Source organism: [Actinomadura] parvosata subsp. kistnae, assembly GCF_900323885.1.
Classification (GTDB): domain Bacteria; phylum Actinomycetota; class Actinomycetes; order Streptosporangiales; family Streptosporangiaceae; genus Nonomuraea; species Nonomuraea composti.
Genome location: NZ_OOHJ01000023.1, coordinates 335,989 through 355,067 on the forward strand (window position 1 = coordinate 335,989; position 19,079 = coordinate 355,067).

Below are 19,079 nucleotides of genomic sequence, written 5' to 3' on the forward strand. Positions count from 1 at the left end.
GGGGCGCCGCTCAGCGGCCGGGCCGCGCGCAGATGTCGCGGTACGGGACGCCGCCCAGGTACTGGGACCACTCCCGCGCCGACAACGTCCGGCCCGCGCGCTCGCACACCAGCGCGGCCACCGCGTCCCCTCTGACCGGGATCGTGGTGATCGTCGCATACCCCCGCACCCCCGCGTACAGGACGCCGTCGTCGGCGCTGAAGCGCAGCTCGTCCCCGAACCCGATCGGCACGGCCGCCAGCTCCTGCCGGGTGGCCACGTCCCAGACGTGCACGGCGTACGCGTCCTCGCGCGACGAGCTGACCGCGGCGACCAGCGAGCTGTCGTGGCTGAAGGCGATGTCGCTGACGGTGAGCGCGCCCGCCGGGCGCAGCAGCGGCGACAGCTCGACGCCCTGGGCGTGGTCCCAGAGCTGCACCGCGGCCGAGCCGAAGGCGGCCAGCGGCCGGGTGCGGCTGACCGCGATGGCGGCGCTCTCCCCGCTGTTGAAGCCGGAGCCGGTCAGCTTGCCGGTGCCGAGGTCGAGCATCCGGCCGACGTTGGTGACGACGGCCGTGCCCGAGTTCGTCACCTCGATGGTGCCGGTCGCGGTGTCGAGCCGGTGCCGCTGGAGCACCTTGCCGCTCGCGGCGTCCAGCACGAGCAGCTCGTTGCGGGCGTTGCGCTCGCTGTTCTCGGCCAGTGACAGCACCAGCCTGCCGCCGTCCGGGGTGAACGCCAGGTCCACCACGCTCTGCATGCGCGGGACCGGCCAGCTCCACGTCGCCCGCCGGGTGGTCAGGTCCCACGCCTGCACGGTGGTCAGGTTCCGCACGCCCACCAGCCTCCTGCCCTGAGGGTCCACCTCGATGGGGGCCACGTCCTGGGAGCCGGGCAGCGGCGGGCCCAGCCGCCGCCCGTCCCAGGTGCGCAGGAGGTCGTCCGGCCTGGCGACGATCATCACGGGGCCGTCGCCGAGACCGGCGATCCGCGCCCGGTCCGGCAGCCTGGCCGTCATGCCGTGGGAGCCGGCGTCGAGCGTCACGATCGCGTGGTCCAGCAGGTAGCGCACGGTGCCCGGGCCGTCGATCCACGCCTGCTCGGGCTCGCCCTCGGCGTGGTAGGTGAACAGCTCCTCGCCGTTGGCGGCGTTCCAGACCCTGATCGTGCTCTTGAGCAGGCCGAGCAGCCGGGTGCCGTCCGCCGACACCCACAGGCGGCCGCCGTCCTCGGACCCCTCCCAGAACGGCTCATCGTCGCCGGCGATCCGGCGGCCGGTGCGCGTGTCCCAGGCATGGATGGTGCCGTTGGCGCAGTACATGCGGGTGCCGTCCGGGGAGAACGCGATCGCCTGGCACTTCCGCGGCGACCACGACCGCACCGACAGGTCGGACAGGCGGATCACCTTCATGCCCTCGTTGAGCCCCCAGCCCGCCACGTACTCGCCGGAGGCCGCGATCGCCGGGGCCGGCGTCGCCTCCATGCGCGGCTCGTACGTACGTCCGGTCCTGACGTTCCACACCAGCTCCACCGAGCCCGACCTCGTCACGCTCACCAGGTCCTCGTTGTCGCCGAACGCCAGGTCCGGGCGCGGCGTGCCCTCCGGCACCGGGTGCTCGCGCAGCTTCCTGCCCGTCATCGTGTCCCAGGCCGACATGGTGAGCCCGTCGAGCACGACGAGGGTCGCGCCGCTCGGGCTGAGCGCCGCCCCTCCCGGCAGCGCGGCGAACCCGCGCGGCCACGTCCAGGACGCCCGCTGCCGCCTGCCCGGCACGTCGTAGACGCGCACGCCGTCCTCGCTCGCCACGACCCTGATCCGGCCCGCGGCCGCCGACGCGCTCGCCGACACGCCCTTGACGGCGGGATCGCGGAAGGCGGCGCGCTCCGGCATGGTCAGCGAGCCCATCAGGCTCCGCCTGGTGTCGGGGCCCGGCGCCAGCCGCCACCCGGCCACGCTCAGCAGCATCGCCGCGACCGGGTCGGTGGTGCGCAGCCGGTCCGCCTGCGCGGCGACCTGGCGGCCGACGGCCTGGTCACGTTGCAGCGCGACGGCCCTGCCCTGCTCGGCCGCCCGCTGCCCCTGCACGAACGCCACGCCCCCGGCCACCACCGCGATCACCAGCAGCCCGGCCAGCGCCGCCGTGACCAAACGCCGCCGCGCCGCCCGCCTGCGCGTCAGCACCGTGGCCGCCTGAAGGAACGAGCGCTCGCTGCTGGTCAGCCGGACGTGCGTGCGCCCCGCCGCCGCCCACGTCAGCACCTGCTCCAGGCGGCTGCCCTGCAACAGGTCGCCGTCCTTGCGCCCGTGCTCCAGCCAGTGGCGGGTGGCCGCCGTCAGCTGCGCGAGCGTGGCCAGGCCCGCCCGGTCGGCGTCCACCCAGCCGCGCAGCCGCAGCCAGGCGCGCAGCAGCGCGGGACGCGACAGCGCGACCGCGCCGTCCCGCTGCGTCAGCAGGTAACCGAACCGGTCCAGGATGCGGCCGATCTCCGGACGGCCGTCGGTCAGCTCGTCCACCGCCGCCCAGCGGATCGTCTCGTGCCCGTCCTCGGTGACCGTCACCAGGCGCAGGAACACCTCGGCCGCCAGCTCGCGCTCCTCCGGCGCCAGCGAGGCGTAGACGTCCTCCGCGATCGTGCCCAGCTCGGGGGCCGGGGCGTCCGGCACGTACATGCCGGCCGCCGAGCGGCTGCCCGCCGCCAGCAGCGACCGCACGTCCGAGCCGGCGCCCGACACCAGCGCCAGCAGCAGGTCCCGCGCCGTCGGGCGGGCCGCCGGATCCTTCTCCAGCGCCGCCGCCACCAGCCCCGCCAGCCGGGACGGCAACGCGCTCAGATCCGGCTGCGCCGACAGCACCCGGTGCATGACGCCGCCCAGATGGTCCGCGTGGAACGGATCCACTCCCGTCGCCGCGAACACCACCACCGCACCCCAGGCGAACACGTCCGCTGCCGCGCCCGCCCGCTGCCCCGTGAACACCTCCGGCGCCATGTAACTCGGCGTGCCCTTCACCTCGCCGCTCCTGGTCAGCGACATGTCGTCGGTGCGGGCGATGCCGAAGTCGATCACCCGCGGCCCGTCCGGGCCGAGCAGCACGTTGTCCGGCTTGAGGTCGCGGTGGATCACGCCCGCGTCGTGCACGGCCGTCAGCGCCGTCGCCACCGCCGTCGCCAGCCGGTACAGGTCGTCCCCCGCGAACCTGCGCCCGCCCTGAACGACGCGGCGCAGGCTCTGCCCCGGCACGAACTCACTGACGATGTACGGCTTGTCCCCGTCGAGGTCGACGGCCAGCACCTTCGTCGTGCAGAACGACGCCACCCGGCGCGCCGCCTCCGCCTCCTTCGCGAAACGGTCCCGCGCCTCGGCGTGCAGCACCTTCACGGCCACCCGCGTGCCGGCGTCGTCGTACGCCTCGTACACGACACCCTGCCCGCCCGCGCCCAGCCGCCCGGCCAGCCAATATCCCCCGATGCGGGGCGGGTCCCCCGGCAGCAATGGATCCACGGCGGGTTAGACGCCCCCGGACCGGCCGAAGTTGCCGCCTCTCTTCGGGGCCGATGAGCCGAAGCCGCCGCCTCTCTTCGCGGCTGGCGGGCCGAAGGTGCGGCTTCCCGCCGCGGCCAGTGCCGCCATCGCGGTCGTGGCCGCCGCGGCGATCGCGATGCCGCCGTGGGCCCCGAACGCGTCCACCGCCTGCCCCGAGGCCGCCGCCGCGACGGCCGAGCCTGCCGCGCTCGCCGAGTTCAACCAGGTGAACGCCTGGGTGAGGACGTGACGGTGCACGGTCGCCTCGGTCAGCACCGTCGCCACCACCAGGATCGGCGGCACCGCCATCCCGGTCAGCGCCACCGACACGCCCATGCCCGGCAGCGAGCCGGCCACGAGCAGCGGCACGCAGCCCAGCGCCAGCGCGGCCGTGCCCACCACGAGCTGCACCCTCGGCGCCGCCCGCCACCGGCGCAGCCCGTACAACCAGCCGGTCAGCAGGCCGCCGCAGCTCGACGCCGCATAGAGCGGCGCGGCGGCGCCGGGCACGCCGTGCTCGACCGCGAACGCCGCCACCGACACCTGCATGGCGCCGAAGAACACCCCGATGGCGAGGTTGAGCCCGGCCAGCACGACGAACCCCGGCCGCACCAACGACCTCCCGGCCCTCGGCCCCACCGCTGCGGAGGCCTTGGACCTCGCTGTGCGCGGCCCCGTCACGGCGGGTGGCGGGGCGGTGCGGCGCTGGGCGGCCAGCGCGAGACCGCCTCCCACCACCAGGCCGGCCGCGAGCACCGACCCGACCTCCGGCCGGCCGCCCGCGCCCACCGCACTCACCAGCACCGGCCCCGCCAGGTACGCGAGCCCGTTCGCCAGCGACTCCAGCGCGAAGCCGCTGGGCAACTCGGCCGCGCGGCCATCCCGCAGCAGGGCCGACCAGCGGGCTGCGGACAGCGCCCCGAGCTGCGGGATGCTCGCTCCGGCCGCCGCTCCCGCCGCCGCCATCAGCCAGCCGGGCCGCCCCTCCGCAACGAGCACGAGCAACGCCAGCACCGAGGCAGCGTGGGCGGCCAGCACCGGCGGCAGCACGCGGCCCTGACCGTAGCGGTCGATCAGCCGTCCGAGCTGCGGCCCCGCTACCGCCTCCGCGACGGCGAAACCGCCTGCCACCAGCCCGGCCAGGGCGTAGGAGCCGGTCCGGCCGTGCACCAGCCAGACGATCCCGAGGCTGGTCATCGCTATGCCGACCCGGCCGACGGCGGCGGTCAGGAAGAAGGCGGCGGCGCCGGGGGTGCGCAGGAGGTCACGGTAGGTCGACGGAAGCACGACGCGTCCCTTTCGCCGCCCGGCAGGGCGGACCACACGGGGTCGTCGGCGTCCGGATGTGCCGACCCGTGGTCGCGCCTGGAACCGTCCAGTGCCGGCGTGGAGTGGGGACGCGCGCCCCACGCCGAGCTCCGTCACCGGGCAGAGGTCTCAAGGTGGATCTTCCGCCCCTGAGCGTAGGCAACCGGGGGCGGTGGCGTCCAGAGAGTTTCCGAACGGGAGTATCTGCAGTTATAAGCTATGAAAGGCTATGAGGCCAGGAAACGCAGAGGGCACCATCTCACCTGCCTCGTCTGCCAGCCGCACAGGAACGATGTAGGTTATAACGGTCATCGGCCGACGGGACAGGACAGCGATGAGCGAATCAGCGGCGGAGCTCTTCACGACCAAGGCGGACTACGCCTACCTCCGCGTCAAGGAACTGATCCTGTCCGGCACCCTGCAGCCAGGCTCGGTCATCCCGCAGGCCCGGCTCGCCCGCGAGATCGGCATCAGCACCACCCCGCTGCGCGAGGCGTTGCGCCGTCTCAAGAGCGAGGGCCTGGTCGAGCTGGACGCGCACCGCGACGCCCGCGTGGCGCCCCTGGCCGCCGAGGAGGCCCGCGACCTGCTGGAGCTGCGCCGCAGCCTCGACCCGCTCGCCGTCGCGCTGGCCGCCGAGCGCCGCACCAAGGCCGACATCGCCACCATGCGCGCCGCCCTCGACGGCCTCAGGCCGCTGCCCGGCAACCCCGCGTACGAGCAGCTCGTCACCCACCGCACGTTCCACCGCGCGCTGTACTCCGCCTCCCACAACGACCTGCTCATCCAGACCCTCGACGGGCTGTGGGACAAGGCCGACCGCTACCGCCGCCTCGCGCTGGAGGTCGAGCGCGGCCAGGAGGCCCGCGACCGCAAGGCGGCCGAGCACGAGGCCCTGCTGGAGTACGTCATCGCGGGCGACGCGGACTCGGCGGCGGCCGTCATGCGCGAGCACATCGACACCAGCCTCGGCGCCCAGGCCGCCTGGCGCCTGCGCAAGCAGCACCCCGACCAGGCCCCGGCCGACGGGTCCTGAGCGGCCGCCGTTCAGGGCTCGTCCGGCCCGGACCGGCGCGGTTGCCGCAGCGCGTCACGTTCGCCCGATCTTGGAGCCTTTGCCTGGCCCGTCCCGCGTGCTTGCATGCTGGGTACGGGCGTTCGCCCGTGATCAGGGAAGGGAGCGTGCGTGAGCATCGGGTCCGTGCAGCGACCCCGGCGCGTCGCCGTGATCGGCGTCGGCATCCTCGGAGCCTGCGTGGGCTGGCACCTGGCGCGGCAGGGCGCCGAGGTGATCCTCATCGACGCGGGACAGCCGGGCGAGGGCGTCACCGACTGGTCCTTCGCGTGGGTCAACGCCAGCAACAAGACCGTGACCAGGCCCTACTACGACCTGAACCGCGCGGGCATGGCCGCCTACCGCGAGCTCGCGGAGACCATCGGCCCGGACTCGTGGTGGCATCCCAGCGGCCACCTGCGCTGGACGGACGATCCGGCGGCGGAGGCGAAACTCTTGGAGACGGCCGGCCTGCTGGCCGAATGGGGTTACCCGGTCGAGGTGTGCACGGGGGCGGAGGCGCGCCGCCGCCTCGAACCCGCGCTCACCCTGCCCGACGAGGCCGCCGTCGTGTACTACCCGGACGAGTCCTGGGTGCACGGGCGCCGCCTCGTCGCCCGCCTGGTCGAGCGGACCGCCGGTGCCGAGCACCGCTTCGGCACCGCGGTCAGCGGCATCGGCATCGAGGGGAGCGTCCGGAGCGTCACGCTGTCCGACGGGAGCCGTCTCGACGTCGACGCCGTCGTGAACGCGGCCGGCCCCAACGCGTCCCGGATCGCCGAGCTGGCCGGACGTCACCTGCCGATGCGCAGGGAGCCCGGCGCCGTCACCCGGATCGGCTGCGACCGGGTGCCGGTGCGGCGGGTCATGCACGCGCCGCACATCGAGATCCGCCCGGACGGGCACGCTTCGATGGTCCTGCACAGCCGCGAGGTCGATGCGCTCATCGACACCGGCGAGGCTCCGGAGCGGCTCGGCCGGCGGCTGCACGAGATGGCGCGGCACGTCCTCCCGGAGCTCGGAGAGGCCCGCGCCGGTGAGACGCGGGTGTCGAACCGGCCCATCCCGGCCGACGGGTTCCCCTCGGTGGGGGCGGTGCCGTCCGTGCCGGGTTACTACGAGGCCGTCACGCACAGCGGCATCACGCTCGGCCCGGTCCTCGGCCGACTGCTCGCCGCGGAGATCCTCACCGGGGAAAGGGACAAGCTGCTCGCGGACTTCCGTCCGGAACGGTTCTCCCCGTGACGATGCCTACCTGGCACCCCAGCGGCGCCGGAGCCAGCCGATCGTCGCCCGCCGCGAGCGCTCGCGGCGGGCGCGCAGGTGGGGAGCGTGCGCCGGGCCGGGCAGGGCCGCCGTGCGGGTCCAGTAGCCGGCCAGCGCGACGAGGAACGCGTCCACCCGCTCGGGCTCGGCGGCCGTGCCGAGCGGGTGACGGGAGAAGATCTCCTCAGGGTCGAGGCCACCCAGGTCGGACAGCAACAGCAGGCACACCAGGTCGGCCCAGGCGGGGCCGGTGCAGGCGCGTCCCCAGTCGATGACCTGGGCCGTGCCGTCCGGGGCGATGGGGAGGTTGTCGTAGCGGAGGTCGAAGTGCAGGAGGGTGTCACCGGTCACCAGCCCGCTCCACGTCGCTTCCACGGAGGCGAGACGGGGCAGGTGCTCGCGTTCCCAGGCGCCGACGCCGTCCACGGTGACCGCGTCCTGGGCGCCGTCGCGTTCCAGCTCCCGCCAGATCTCGCACCGCCCGGCCAGCCGCCCGGCCACGGTCGGCAGGCCGCCGACCGGCGACGGGGTCAGCTCCCGGGCGCACACCGTCAGCGCCGCCAAGGCGGCGGACAGCTCGCCGGGCCGCCACGGCTCGTGCGGCAGCGCGCCCGGCGCGACGTCGAAGCACAGCAGCAGCCACCCGGCCCGCTCGCAGGCGAAGCGCAGCCGCGGCGCGGGCACCGCCCGGGGCAGCGCGGCGACGACCCGCGCCTCGGTGCGGTGGTCGGGCGCGTCGCCGCGTACGGCCTTGATGAACGCCTGCTCGCCGGTGGACAGCGTGACCACGCCGGGCACGCCGCCGGAGAAGCCGCCCTGACGTTCCTCGAACTCCCGCACGACGGCACCCAGCCGGGCCTCGGCCTCGCGTCTCAGGACGGCCGGAAGCGCTGCCCAAGGGGTTCTCATGCGTCCCAGCCAACCAGGTGCGGGAAGGCGCCCGCCCATCACCGATCCCGGCGGCGGCCGTTCGCCGGTTGGCTCGGCAGCAACAGGCTCACGGCCGCGACCGCTGCGCCGAGCCCCGCGGCGATCAGGAACACCCGGTCATAGGCAGCGGCCGATGACCCGCCGGCCGCCGTCGCCAGCGCCGCCAGGCCGACGGAGCCGCCCACCTGCTGCGCGGTGGCCGCGATGCCGCCGACGACCCCGGCGTCACGCTCGGGCGCGCCGGCGGTGGCCGCCGCCATGAGGGTCGGGAAGACCAGCCCGATACCGGCCCCGACCAGGAGGGTCGGCCCGAGCACCGCGGCGGTGTAACCGCTGCCGGCGTCGGCCCAGGCGAGCCAGCCGAACCCGGCCACGAACAGCCCACTCCCCGCGACCACCAGGCCGCGCGCCCCGACGCGCGGCAGCAGGGCCGCGGCCCACCGCGCGACCAGCAGGAACGCCACGGCGGCCGGCGTCTGCCCGAGCCCGGCGGCCAGGGCGCTGTACCCGAGCACGTCCTGGAGGAACACGGCGCTGAAGTACCACATGGCGATGGCGATCGCGCCGAACAGCACGAGCAGGGCGCTGCCGGCGGCCACCCCCCGGATCCGCAGCAGCCGCAGCGGAACGATCGGCTGCTTCGCGACCCGGGCCTCCACCGCGACGAACAGCGCCAGCAGCACCAGCCCGCCCGCGATCGGCCCGGCGACCGCCGCGGACGTCCAGCCGTTCCCGCCGCCGCGCATCACCCCGTAGATCAGGGCGGCCAGGCCGGCCGTGCCGAGGGCCGCGCCGAGCAGGTCGAGCGGTTCCCGGCGGACGGCCGTGCGGGCCAGCGCGACCAGCGCCACCGCGATCAGGGCGGCCCCGATCGGCACGTTGATGAGGAAGACCCACCGCCAGGACAGGCCGGTGGTCAGCGCGCCCCCGGCGAGCGCGCCGGCCAGCCCGCCCACTCCGCCTGAGGCGGACCAGGCGCCGAACGCCCGGGCCCGGGCGCGGGGCTCGGTGAAGTACGTGGTGATCACCGCCAGGGTCGCCGGGGCCATCAGCGCGGCCCCCACACCCTGCACGATCCGGGCGGCCACCAGCACCTCGGCACCGGCGGCCAGCCCTCCCGCGAGACTGGCCGCCGAGAACAGCACCAGCCCCGCGCCCAGCGTCCGGCGCGGGCCGAACAGGTCGGCGGCCCGGCCGCCGAGCAGCATGAACCCGGCGAAGGTGAGCAGGTAACCGTCGACCACCCAGGCCAGCCCGGTGGGGGAGAAGCGCAGGTCGCGGGCGATCGAGGGGAGGGCGACGTTCACGATGGACGAGTCCAGGATGACCATGAACTGACAGGCACAGGCCAGCACCAGGATCATCCAGGCCAGGCGGGCCGATCCGGCGCCCGGCATCCCGGCGCTAACGTCGACGGCTGCGGCCGGGGCATTGTTGTGGGCGGCGGTGGCTGGGGTGGCGGTGGCTGGAGCGCCAGTGTGGGCGTCGGTGGCGGGGGTGGCTGCGGTCGGAGCGCCAGTGTGGGCGTCGGTGGCCGGGGTCGCGGTGGCCGGAGCGCCGGTGTGGGCGTCGGTGGCCGGGGTCGCGGTGGCCGAAGCATCGGTGTGGGCGTCGGTGGCCGGGGTCGCGGTGGCCGGAGCGCCGGTGTGGGCGTCGGTGGCCGGCGTCGCGGTGGCCGAAGCATCGGTGTGGGCGTCGGTGGCTGGGGTGGCTGGGGTCGGAGCGCCGGTGTGGGCGTCGATGGCCGGGGTGGCGGCGGCCGAAGCAGCGGTGTGGGCGGTGGTGGGGGCCGGTGCGCGGCGCGGCTCTGATCATGCGCCACTGGGCACCGCCTCGGTCTCGACGGGGCGGGAGGAGGTGCCGGCCTGGAGCCGGATCGCGGTGCGCGCCAGCCGCGCGCCCTGGTAGCGGGCCGCGCCGAGGACGGCGTCCAGGTCGTCGCCGCCCGGGCCGGAGACGGCGGAGGCGCCGTACGGGTTGCCGCCGCCGGCGTACACGGCCGTGTCGGTGTAGCCGGGGGGAACGATCAGCGCGCCCCAGTGGTAGAAGACGTTGGCCAGGGACAGCAGCGTCGCTTCGTTGCCGCCGTGCCGGTTGTGGGCGGAGGTGAAGGCGGTGACGGGCTTGTCGGCCAGGACGCCCTCCCGCCAGAGCCCCACGGCCTGGTCGAGGAAGTGCTTCAACGGCGCGGCCGGGGTGCCGAAGCGGGACGGGGTGCCGAACGCGTACGCGTCGGCCCACGCCAGGTCCTCGACCGAGGCCGGCGCGACCGCGCCGTTCCCGCCGTTCCCGACGTCAATGGTCGGCTTGGCGACCGCGCCGTTCCCGCCCTCGGTGGTCGGCTCGGTGACCGTGCCGTTGCCGCCGCCGGCGGTCAGCTCGGCGACCGGCCGGAGCCGGATCTCGGCTCCCGCCGAGGCGGCGCCGTCGGCCACGGCCTCGGCGAGGGCGCGCACGGTGCCTGTCGCGCTGTAGTAGATGACGGCGATCTTCGTTGTCATGGAGATCTCCTCAGGACATCGCTAGAATTAGTTACGCGGATAAGATTATGCGCATAACATTATGCGCCTAACGATTGTTGTCAAGGGAGTCGCCGTGGACTACGAGCAGGCCGATGCCGTCAACCAGGCCATCCGCAGGCTGAGCCTGCGCCACCGGGCCAGGGTGGCCGAGCTGCTGGCCCCGCTCGAGCTGCATCCGGGGCAGGAGGCCCTCGTCCTGGAGCTGGCGCGCGGCGGCCCGATGATCCAGGCGAAGCTGAGCGAGGCGCTGGGCATCGAGCCGCCCAGCGTGACGTTGATGGCGCGCAAGCTCGAAGCCGCCGGCTACCTGCGCCGCGGCCCCGCCGCCGCCGACAAGCGGGCCAGCGTCGTCGAGCTGACGGGCAGCGGGCGGGAGCTGGCCGAGCGGCTGAGGCGGATGTGGTGCGACCTGGCGGAGGAGACGGTGGCGGGCCTGCCCGCCGAGGTCGTGCAGGAGGTGCCGGGCCTGCTCACGACGCTGGCCACGAACGTCGACACCCGCCGCAACCGCCGCGCCCCGTCCTGACAGGAGGGCGCGGGCGCCTACTCCAGGATCCGGTCGAGGGTGCGGCGGCCCGTCTCGCTCATGGTCGGGTTGCTGTCGACGTAGTACCAGACCATGCCCATGGCCTGCGCGAACGCCCAGGCCGCGCCCCGCTCCCACTCCAGGTCGCCGCAGCCCAGGGACGTGCGCAGCACCTCGCGAGGCCCGGACTCCAGCAGCGTCCAGGCGCTGACCAGGTCGAGCGCCGGGTCGGCCGGCCCGAAGCCGCCGCCGTCGAGGACGCCGGCGAGGCGGCCGTCCGCGACCAGGACGTTGCCGGGGATCAGGTCGCCGTGGCTCATCACGTCCGCGCCGCCGCGCGGCAGCCGCCGGAAGCGGTCCCACAGGCGGCGCAGCCGCGGCACGTCGAGGAGGTCCGCGCTCTCCGCGAAGCACTTCTCCATCCACGCGTCGTGGTCGGCCAGCTCGCCGCCGCGACCGCCGCCGCTGAAGCGCCGGCCGCGCGTGTCGGTCGCGCGCAGCGCGGCGATGAGGGCCGCCAGGTCCTCCGCGAACGGCTCGGACGCGCTCGGGTCGGCGTCCGTGGCCGGGGTTCCGGGGACCCAGGTCTGCACCGACCACGGCATGGCGTAGCCGGCGCCCGGCTCGCCCAGCGCCACCGGCTCGGGGGTCGGGAACGGCGAGACCCGCGCCAGCTCCGCGCTCGCCCGGGCCTCCCGCTCCAGCGCCGACCGGGCGGCGGCGGGATCGGCCAGGCGCAGGGGGAAGCGGGCGGTGAGGTGGTCGCCGATGCGGACGATGGTGTTGACCGTGCCGCTCGACCGCAGCGGGCGCAGGGGCAGCCCGCGCCACTGCGGGAACTGCTCGCGCACCAGGACGGCGGCCAGCTCGACGGTCACGTCCACCTGGTCGTCGTGCATGGTCACGCGCGCGCCCTTCCTTCCTGGTACGTCCGGTGGAAGCCTGCCGGGCCGCCGAAGATCCTGTCAACGCGATATGCGCCGGGCCCGGACCCGCACGTGACGGCCGTTCCCGCATCATGTGATGAAACGATGACAACGCCGCCCGCCCCCGGATCCGCCTGGTTGCGTGAGGGCCATGCAACCGACGAACCTCACTTCTCGTCTCGCACCGGCGATCCTGCTCGTGGCGGCGCTCGCCGGCTGCGGAGCCTCCGCCACACCGTCCTCCGGCGCGAGCCCGCGGGCGGCGGCCGCGAACGGGGTCAGGGTGTTGTGGATGGGCGACTCCATCGCGGGCGCGCAGGCCCCGGCACTGAAGGCGGCGCTGGAGGCCGGCGGCGCGGCGTTCAAGGACGCCACGTCCGACGGCGGCGGCAACGTCGTCGCCGGCGATCACCCGGTGACGACCATGGCGGCCAAGGACACCTGGAAGACCCTGGGCGAGAACGTGGCCGCCTTCCGCCCGACGGTGATCGCGTACCAGATCACCACCTACGACTGGGGCACCCCCGCCCAGCAACTGTCCGCCTACCGCAAGCTGGCCCGCACGGCGGGGGACGCCGGTGCCCGGCTCGTGCTGGTGTCCGCGCCGCCGTTCAAGCTGGACGAGTTCTACCGGCCGTACGAGAAGGCCATCAGGAGCGCGCCCGAGATGGCCGCCAAGGCCGTCAAGTCCGACACCCGCGCCCGCTACCTGGACGCCTCCGAGCTGTGGGGGGACGACTACGCCGCCGCCAAGGCCCAGCGCGCCAAGGACGGCATCCACTCCTGCCAGCAGGGCTCGGCCGCGTTCGCCACGTGGTTCGGGGGGCGGCTGGGCGAGCTGGCCCGCTTCACCCCGGCCGACCCCGCCACCTGGGCCACCGGCCGGTGGACCGGCGACGAGCGCTTCGTCAAGCTCGGCTGCGGGTGATGGCGCCGGTCACCGGCCCGATGAGGCCGCTCGCCGACCTGCTGAAGCCGGCCGCCGGCCTGGTGCAGCCGGCCGGCGGCCGCCCGCACATTGCCGCGCTGGACGGGCTGCGCGGGCTCGCCGTCGTCGCGGTCCTGCTGTTCCACGCCGGGTACCTGCGCGGCGGCTTCCTGGGAGTGGACCTGTTCTTCGTCCTGTCCGGCTTCCTGATCACCGGCCTGCTGCTGGACGAGCTGGGCAGGCGCGGCCGGCTCGACCTGGCCGCGTTCTGGGGTCGCCGGGCCCGGCGGCTCCTGCCCGCGCTGGCCGTCGTGACGGTGTCGGCGCCGCCGCTGGCGTGGGCGTGCGCCCGGCCCGACCTGCTGGCCCCCGCCCTGAGGGACGCCCCGTGGGTGGCCGTCCAGGGCGTGAACTGGCACTACATCGCCGAACGCATCGGCTACTGGAACGCCTCCGGCACCCGCCTGTTCGCCCACCTGTGGAGCATCGGCGTCGAGTGGCAGTTCTACCTCGTCTGGCCGCTGGTCGTGGCGCTCGCCGGCCGGGGGCCGGGCGGGCCGCGGCGGGTCGCGCTCGTCGCGGTGGCCGGGGCGATCGTCTCGTTCGCGGTCATGCTCCGGCTGGGGGTGGCCGTGGACACGACCCGCGCCTACGAGGGCACCGACACCCGGGCGTTCGCCCTGCTCCTCGGCGCGGCCGCCGCGACCGCACCCGTCCGGAACGCCGTGGCCGCCGTGCCGCGCGTCGCCGTGGAGGTGCTGTGCGGCGTGCTGCTGTGCGGGCTGGTGGCCTCGTGGGCGCTCACCGACGGGGAGCGGGCGCCGGGCCTGTTCCAGGGCGGGATGTTCGCGCACTCCCTGGCGAGCGCCGCATTGATCGTGCTCCTGGCCGCCCTGGCCGGCGGTCCCGGCGGTCTGGTGGGGCGGGTGGTCGGCAGCGCCGTACCTCGTCGGCTGGGCGAGCTGTCCTACGGTCTGTACCTGTGGCACTGGCCGATCTTCCTGCTGGTGCTGCCGCGCGAGCCGGGCGGCGACGCCGGACGGGCGGTCGCCGCCATTGGGCTGTCGCTGCTCGCTGCGGTAGTCTCGAAGGCCGCCGTCGAGGACCCGGTACGGCGGCGCGCCCCCTGGGCCACCGGCCGGCGCGGATGGGCGGCGCTGACCGTCGCGGCGTTGCTGGCGGCGGGCCTGTGGGCGGCGATCCCCTGGCCGCAGCCGGGCGCCGGAACGGTCGACGTGAGCCGGCTCGGCACGCCGTAGCCGGAGACCGCATGCCGAGGATGGGAAGCGAGCACATGCCCAGAAAACCGCCACAGGCCACTCTGGTCACCCGGTGTCGCGTGGCGATGGCGCTGCTCGTCGCGATGGCGCTCGCGGGGTGCGGGATCGCCGACACCGGCGCGAGCCCCGCGGGCGAGCCGGTCAGGGGCGGTCTCACGGCCGACGGCGGCACGCTGCTCAAGGTGTACTTCGTCACCCCCGAAGGCACCTGGCCGGTCTCCCGCCCCGCGCGGGCGGGCGACCGGTTGCGGCAGGCCATGGACGCGCTGCTGGCCGGCCCCACGGCGGACGAGCGGGCGCGCGGGCTGGCCACCGAGCTGCCCGCCGCACGCAAGCCCCTCCAGGCGACCATGTCCGGGGGCACGTCCGGGGGCACGTCCGGGGGCACGTCCGGGGGCACCTCCGGCAAGAGGGTGCGGTTGCACGTGCCGTGGCTGGTGCGCGACCTGCGCCACATGGCGGTGAGCCAGCTCGTCTGTACGGCCGCCGCCGCCGCGGGCGGTGACCCGATCGTGGAGGTGTACGAGCCCGGCATGAAGGGCGACTTCTGGCCGGTCAGATGTGACGCGACCGGCGCGGCCGTCCCCGTCGAGCAGGGAGGCTTCGGATGACCCGGGTGCTGGTGATCGAGGACGATCCGGCCGTGCGCCGGGGCGTGAGCCTGGGCCTGCGCCACCGGGGGCACGAGACGCTGCTCGTCGCGACCGGTGAGGACGGCCTGGCCGAGCTGGTGGCGAGCGCCCCCGACATCGTGCTGCTGGACCTGATGCTCCCCGGCATGAGCGGCCTGGAGACCTGCCGCCGCATCAGGGCGTTCAGCCAGGTGCCGATCGTGATCCTGTCGGCCCGCGACGACGACGTGGACGTGGTGGTGGGCCTGGAGGCGGGCGCCGACGACTACGTGATCAAGCCGGCGAGCAGCGAGGTCATCGAGGCGCGCATGCGCGCGGTGCTGCGCCGTACCACGCAGTCCGCCTCCGACGGCCGCACCCGCAGCACGCACGGCGACCTGCTCGTGGACCGGGTGGCGCTGCGCGTGCTCAAGCACGGGGCGGAGGTCGCGCTGGCGCCGACGGAGCTGAAGCTGCTGCTGTTCCTGTCGGCGGCGCCGGAGCAGACGTTCAGCCGGCAGCAGCTGCTGGAGCAGGTGTGGGAGCACAGCTTCCACGGCGACTACCGGCTGGTGGACGCGTGCGTGATGCGGCTGCGGTCCAAGATCGAGGACGATCCGCGCAGCCCCCGCTACATCCAGACGGTGCGCGGGTTCGGCTACCGGTTCGGGCCGCTGTGATCCGGCCGTCCCTGGTGCGGGGGCTGCGGGCGCAGCTCGTGGTGGCGTTCCTGCTGGTGTCGGTGGTGAGCGCGCTGACCGCGGCCGCGTTCACGTTCCGGCAGGGGCAGAGCGCGATCGTGGCGCGCGCCCAGGCGGACGCGTTGCGGGAGCTGCGCGCGCACGTGGCGGCGCGGGTGCCGGACCTGCCGGCCGATCCGGGCGCGGCGCGGCTGCGTACGCTGGCGGCGCAGCTGGAGCGGGCGGGGGGTGCGCGCGGCTGGCGTACCGCGCTGTCCTACCGGGGCGGCCCGCTGGTGACGGCGGGCGGGCAGGCGCCGCCGCTGCCCGCGCAGCTGCGTGCCGGGGCGGCGTCGGCGGCGACCGCGCTGGCCCAGCGCTTCCATCACGCGGGGACGCCCTGGCTGGCGGTGTCCCTCCCGGTCACCGCCGCGGCCCGCCCGTCGGGCCGTCCGCCGCTCGTGGTGTTCGCCTCCTTCTCCCTGGCCTCCCAGCAGCGGGACGTGGACGCCCTGGCCGCCGCGGCCCGCACGGGGGCGCTGCCCGTCGTCCCGGCCTCGGTCGTCCTGGCGCTGCTGGCGGCGCGCCGGCTGCTGCGTCCGGTACGCAGGCTGCGTTCGGCGGCCGAGCGCGTGGCGGGCGGCAGCCTGGACACCCGCGTGACCGTCACGGGGGACGACGAGCTGGCCGACCTCGGCCGCACGTTCAACACCATGGCGGCGACGCTGCAGGCCGACGCGGAGGCGCTGCGCGCGGTGGAGGCGCGGGCGCGGCGGTTCGCCGCCGACGTCTCGCACGAGCTGCGCACGCCGCTGGCGGCCATGAGCGCCGTCACCGGGGTCCTCGACGCCGACGCCGCCTCAGGACGCCTGGCGCCGCTCACCGCCGAGGCCGTGCAACTGGTCAGCGACGAGACCCGCAAGCTCACCCGCCTGGTCGAAGACCTGATCGAGGTGTCCCGCTTCGACGCGGGCGCCGCCGTCCTGAACCTGGACGAGGTGGACGTGGCGGAGCTCGTCGCCAAGACGCTCGCGCTGCGGCACTGGCAGGATCGCGTCGGCACCGACCTCCCGCCGGGGCTGCGCGCCCGCCTCGACCCGCGCCGCGTGGACGTCGTGCTCGCCAACCTCGTCGGCAACGCGCTGCGCCATGGCGGCCCGCAGGTGCGGGTGCTCGTCCGGGTGCGAACCGACGCCGGCCGGATCGTCGTCACCGTCTCCGACGACGGGCCCGGCATCCCCGACGACCTGCTGCCGCACGTCTTCGACCGCTTCACCAAGGCCGACACCGCCCGCGCCAGGTCCGACGGCAGCGGCCTCGGCCTGGCCATCGCCGCCGAGAACGCCCGCCTGCACGGCGGCGCCCTCACCGCCGCGAACGCCCCCGGCGGCGGCGCCGTGCTCACCCTCACCCTGCCCAGGCAGACCCGGGACGCCGCCGGGTAGCCCCGGAATGTGCACCCTACACATCCTGTGTATAGTCCAAACGGACTTAACAGGCAATAAGGGGACATAACGTGCACTCCGCGCCTCCCTCACACTCCGGCGGCGGGATCGTCAGCGTGCTGGCCGTGGCCGGCATCGTCGGCTCGCTCATGCAGACTCTCGTGGTGCCGCTCGTCGGCGAGCTGCCCCGGCTGCTCGGCGCCGGCGCGGCCGACACCTCCTGGGTGATCACCGCGACGCTGCTGGTGGGCGCGGTCGCCACCCCCGTGGTGGGCAAGCTCGGCGACCTGTACGGCAAGCGCCGCATGATGCTCGCCTGCTCCGTGCCCCTGATCGCCGGGTCGGTGGTGTGCGCGCTGGCCGGCTCCCTCGTCCCCATGATCGTCGGACGCGGGCTGCAAGGGCTGGGCGTCGGCATGATCCCCCTCGGCGTCAGCGCGCTGCGCGACCTGCTCCCGCCCCAGCGCGTCGGCCCGGCGATCGCCCTGATGAGCTCGTCGATGGGCATCGGCGGCGCGCTCGGCCTGCCCCTGTCCGCCGCCGTCGCCGAGTACGCCGACTGGCGGTGGCTGTTCTGGGGCTCGGCCGCGCTGAGCGTGCTGGTCGCGGTGCTGATCGGGCTGCTCGTGCCCGCCACGCCCGCGCACGGCCGGGGCCGCCTCGACGTCACCGGCGCCGTCGGCCTCGGCATCGCGCTCGTGTGCCTGCTGCTGGGCGTCTCCAAGGGCGCCGACTGGGGCTGGGGGAGCGGCACCACGCTCGGCCTGCTCGGCGCCTCCGTCGTGGTCGCGCTGCTGTGGGGCTTGTGGGAGCTGCGCGCCCGCGACCCGCTCGTGGACCTGCGCACCACCGCCCGCCCCCAGGTCCTGCTCACGAACGTCGCCTCCGTCCTGGTCGGCTTCGCCATGTACGCGCAGTCGCTGGTCGTCATCCAGATCCTCCAGCTCCCCGAGGCCACCGGCTACGGCCTCGGCCAGTCGATGCTGGCCGCCGGCCTGTGGCTGGCGCCGTCCGGGCTGATGATGATGGCGGTCTCCTCCCTCGGCGCCCGCCTGTCGGCCGCCCGGGGGCCCAGGACGACCCTGTTCGCGGGTGCGCTGATCATCGCGCTCGGGTACGGAGCCGCGTTCGGCCTCATGGGCTGGGCGTGGGGGCTGATGGTCGCCGGCAGCATCGGCAGCGTCGGCGTCGGCCTGGCCTACGGCGCCATGCCCGCCCTGATCATGGGCGCCGTGCCCCGGAGCGAGACCGCCTCCGCCAACAGCTTCAACACCCTGATGCGCTCCATCGGCACCTCGGTGTCGGCCGCGGTCGTCGGCGTCATCCTGGCGCAGCTGACGGTGACGACGGGCGGGCGCGTGCTGCCGTCGGAGTCGGGGTTCCGTACGGCGCTGCTGGTCGGCTGCGGTGTCGCCCTGGCGGCCGCGCTGGTGACCCTGACCGTGCCCAAGACCCGGCCCGCCCCCGCCCCCGCCCCTTCACCGCCCCCGGCCACCCCGTCGCCCTCCCCGGCCACCCCGTCGCCTTCCCCGGCCGAAACGTCGGCCGCCCTGGCCACGCTGGTCGGCCTGGCCACCTCGACCGTCGTGACCGCACCGCCGGACCCGCCCGCCCGGCCCGCCGTGCCGCCGCCCACCCAGGTCTGGCCGCCCCACCGGTGCGGATCGGGCACGAGGAGCTGGGACCGTGGCGGGACGCGTTCCGCCCGCCCCGCCACGGCCGCCCGGAGACCGAGCAGACCCCGCCTTCCGAAACCGTCGACCCCGAGGACACCATGTACTTCTCCGAGAACACCCCGTACCAGCGGCCGAACCCCACGCCCCTCAGCGAGACCACTCTGCCGCGCGCCCAGCCGGCCGACCAGAGCGCCCAGCTCGCCGCACTGAGCAGGCAGGTCGCCGAGCTGCACGCGGAGAACACCGCCCTGCGCGCCCAGAACCACGGCCTGCGCACCGAGAACGCCGAGCTGAACGCCGCGACCATCGAGCTGCAGGCCCAGAACGCCGACCTGCGCAAGGAGCTCGACGTGCTCATGCAGGGCGTCTCGGCCTGGGTCCAGAACCTGGCCGGCCGCACCGCCTGACCCGCCGCGAAGAGAACG

At 75.1% G+C, this 19,079-nt stretch carries 16 protein-coding genes; 10 read left to right on the forward strand and 6 right to left on the reverse strand.

Annotation, left to right across the window (positions count from 1 at the left end; translation table 11 throughout):
• Positions 1–10: 10 nt before the first annotated feature.
• Together KIS93_RS53025 and KIS93_RS53030 are read right to left on the reverse strand one after the other, a co-directional pair.
• Positions 11–3,481: a WD40 repeat domain-containing serine/threonine protein kinase gene (locus tag KIS93_RS53025; RefSeq protein WP_080037537.1), complete on the reverse strand. Its 3,471-nt coding sequence runs from the start codon at positions 3,479–3,481 to the stop codon at positions 11–13.
• A gap of 6 nt (positions 3,482–3,487) precedes the next feature.
• Positions 3,488–4,789 carry an MFS transporter gene (locus KIS93_RS53030; protein ID WP_155126699.1) on the reverse strand — a complete coding sequence of 434 codons (1,302 nt, stop codon included), beginning with the start codon at positions 4,787–4,789 and terminating at the stop codon, positions 3,488–3,490.
• Positions 4,790–5,144: 355 nt separating this feature from the next.
• Between KIS93_RS53030 and KIS93_RS53035 the strand changes: the two genes are divergently transcribed.
• Both KIS93_RS53035 and KIS93_RS53040 read left to right on the forward strand, forming a co-directional pair.
• Positions 5,145–5,846 carry a GntR family transcriptional regulator gene (locus KIS93_RS53035; RefSeq protein WP_080037538.1) on the forward strand — a complete coding sequence of 234 codons (702 nt, stop codon included), beginning with the start codon at positions 5,145–5,147 and terminating at the stop codon, positions 5,844–5,846.
• A gap of 150 nt (positions 5,847–5,996) precedes the next feature.
• Positions 5,997–7,109 carry an NAD(P)/FAD-dependent oxidoreductase gene (locus KIS93_RS53040; protein WP_222107981.1) on the forward strand — a complete coding sequence of 371 codons (1,113 nt, stop codon included), beginning with the start codon at positions 5,997–5,999 and terminating at the stop codon, positions 7,107–7,109.
• 6 nt (positions 7,110–7,115) lie between these two features.
• Here KIS93_RS53040 and KIS93_RS53045 read toward each other — a convergent pair whose 3' ends face one another.
• The 3 genes from KIS93_RS53045 to KIS93_RS53055 all read right to left on the reverse strand — a co-directional run bounded on the left by KIS93_RS53045 (position 7,116) and on the right by KIS93_RS53055 (position 10,561).
• A complete protein-coding gene (locus KIS93_RS53045; RefSeq protein WP_186404965.1) occupies positions 7,116–8,039 on the reverse strand; it encodes a phosphotransferase in 924 nt (307 codons plus the stop codon).
• 38 nt (positions 8,040–8,077) lie between these two features.
• Positions 8,078–9,457, reverse strand: a complete 1,380-nt coding sequence (locus KIS93_RS53050) for an MFS transporter (protein ID WP_080037540.1) — start codon at positions 9,455–9,457, stop codon at positions 8,078–8,080.
• 414 nt (positions 9,458–9,871) lie between these two features.
• Positions 9,872–10,561: a flavodoxin family protein gene (locus KIS93_RS53055; protein ID WP_080037542.1), complete on the reverse strand. Its 690-nt coding sequence runs from the start codon at positions 10,559–10,561 to the stop codon at positions 9,872–9,874.
• A 94-nt stretch (positions 10,562–10,655) separates the two neighbouring features.
• Here KIS93_RS53055 and KIS93_RS53060 point away from each other — a divergent pair, with 94 nt between their 5' ends.
• Positions 10,656–11,108 carry a MarR family winged helix-turn-helix transcriptional regulator gene (locus KIS93_RS53060; protein ID WP_080037543.1) on the forward strand — a complete coding sequence of 151 codons (453 nt, stop codon included), beginning with the start codon at positions 10,656–10,658 and terminating at the stop codon, positions 11,106–11,108.
• A 17-nt stretch (positions 11,109–11,125) separates the two neighbouring features.
• On the opposite strand, the gene KIS93_RS53065 is transcribed toward KIS93_RS53060, so the two are convergent.
• On the reverse strand, positions 11,126–12,007 hold the full coding sequence (locus KIS93_RS53065) for an aminoglycoside phosphotransferase family protein (protein ID WP_080046578.1): 882 nt from the start codon (positions 12,005–12,007) through the stop codon (positions 11,126–11,128).
• A gap of 178 nt (positions 12,008–12,185) precedes the next feature.
• Between KIS93_RS53065 and KIS93_RS53070 the strand changes: the two genes are divergently transcribed.
• The 7 genes from KIS93_RS53070 (at position 12,186) to KIS93_RS53100 (ending at position 19,061) form a co-directional block, all read left to right on the forward strand.
• Positions 12,186–12,962, forward strand: coding sequence for an SGNH/GDSL hydrolase family protein (locus tag KIS93_RS53070; protein WP_155126702.1), 777 nt, complete (start codon positions 12,186–12,188; stop codon positions 12,960–12,962).
• Complete coding sequence (locus tag KIS93_RS53075) at positions 12,962–14,221, forward strand: acyltransferase family protein (protein ID WP_080037544.1); 1,260 nt, start codon at positions 12,962–12,964, stop codon at positions 14,219–14,221. The genes KIS93_RS53070 and KIS93_RS53075 overlap by 1 nt, the downstream gene beginning before the upstream one ends.
• A 35-nt stretch (positions 14,222–14,256) precedes the next feature.
• Complete coding sequence (locus tag KIS93_RS53080; RefSeq protein ID WP_222107983.1) at positions 14,257–14,853, forward strand: GerMN domain-containing protein; 597 nt, start codon at positions 14,257–14,259, stop codon at positions 14,851–14,853.
• Entirely contained in the window at positions 14,850–15,533 is a 684-nt protein-coding gene (locus KIS93_RS53085) for a response regulator transcription factor (RefSeq protein ID WP_080037545.1), read from the forward strand. Before KIS93_RS53080 ends, KIS93_RS53085 begins: the two co-directional genes overlap by 4 nt.
• A complete protein-coding gene (locus KIS93_RS53090) occupies positions 15,530–16,978 on the forward strand; it encodes a sensor histidine kinase (protein ID WP_080037546.1) in 1,449 nt (482 codons plus the stop codon). Before KIS93_RS53085 ends, KIS93_RS53090 begins: the two co-directional genes overlap by 4 nt.
• Before the next feature lie 71 nt (positions 16,979–17,049).
• Entirely contained in the window at positions 17,050–18,864 is a 1,815-nt protein-coding gene (locus KIS93_RS53095; protein WP_186404966.1) for an MFS transporter, read from the forward strand.
• Complete coding sequence (locus tag KIS93_RS53100; RefSeq protein ID WP_186404967.1) at positions 18,753–19,061, forward strand: hypothetical protein; 309 nt, start codon at positions 18,753–18,755, stop codon at positions 19,059–19,061. Before KIS93_RS53095 ends, KIS93_RS53100 begins: the two co-directional genes overlap by 112 nt.
• Positions 19,062–19,079 lie beyond the last annotated feature (18 nt).